Below are 781 nucleotides of genomic sequence, written 5' to 3'. Positions count from 1 at the left end.
TGCTGGTGGAGTCGCCGGTCCAACGTGGTAGTAGGTGAGCGATGGGGTGACGCAGGAAGGTAGTCCAGCCCGGGCGGTGGTTGTCCCGGGGTAAGGGTGTAGGACGCCAGGTAGGCAAATCCGCCTGGCATGTGTCTGAGACCTGATGCCGAGCCGATTATGGTGAAGTGGATGATCCTATGCTGCCGAGAAAAGCCTCTAGTGAGTGCTGTTGCGGCCCGTACCCTAAACCGACTCAGGTGGTCAGGTAGAGAATACCGAGGCGTTCGGGTGAACTATGGTTAAGGAACTCGGCAAAATGCCCCCGTAACTTCGGGAGAAGGGGGGCCATTGCTGGTGATGGGACGTAGCTCCCTGAGCTGGTGGTGGCCGCAGAGACCAGCGAGAAGCGACTGTTTACTAAAAACACAGGTCCGTGCGAAGCCGTAAGGCGATGTATACGGACTGACGCCTGCCCGGTGCTGGAACGTTAAGGGGACCGGTTAGCTCATCTTCGGGTGGGCGAAGCTGAGAACTTAAGCGCCAGTAAACGGCGGTGGTAACTATAACCATCCTAAGGTAGCGAAATTCCTTGTCGGGTAAGTTCCGACCTGCACGAATGGCGTAACGACTTCTCGACTGTCTCAACCATAGGCCCGGTGAAATTGCACTACGAGTAAAGATGCTCGTTTCGCGCAGCAGGACGGAAAGACCCCGGGACCTTTACTACAGCTTGATATTGGTGTTCGGTTCGGCTTGTGTAGGATAGGTGGGAGACTGTGAACTCTGGACGCCAGTTCAG

The 781-nt window shown here is 56.2% G+C and carries 1 rRNA gene; it reads left to right on the top strand.

The window, feature by feature from the left end:
• Positions 1–781, top strand: a 23S ribosomal RNA gene (locus tag ACY34J_RS29005); the annotation flags it as partial.

The organism is Streptomyces sp. HSS9-12 (assembly GCF_054963655.1).
Note: the sequence above shows the minus strand (reverse complement) of the source record. Positions and strands in the feature narration are given on the sequence as shown.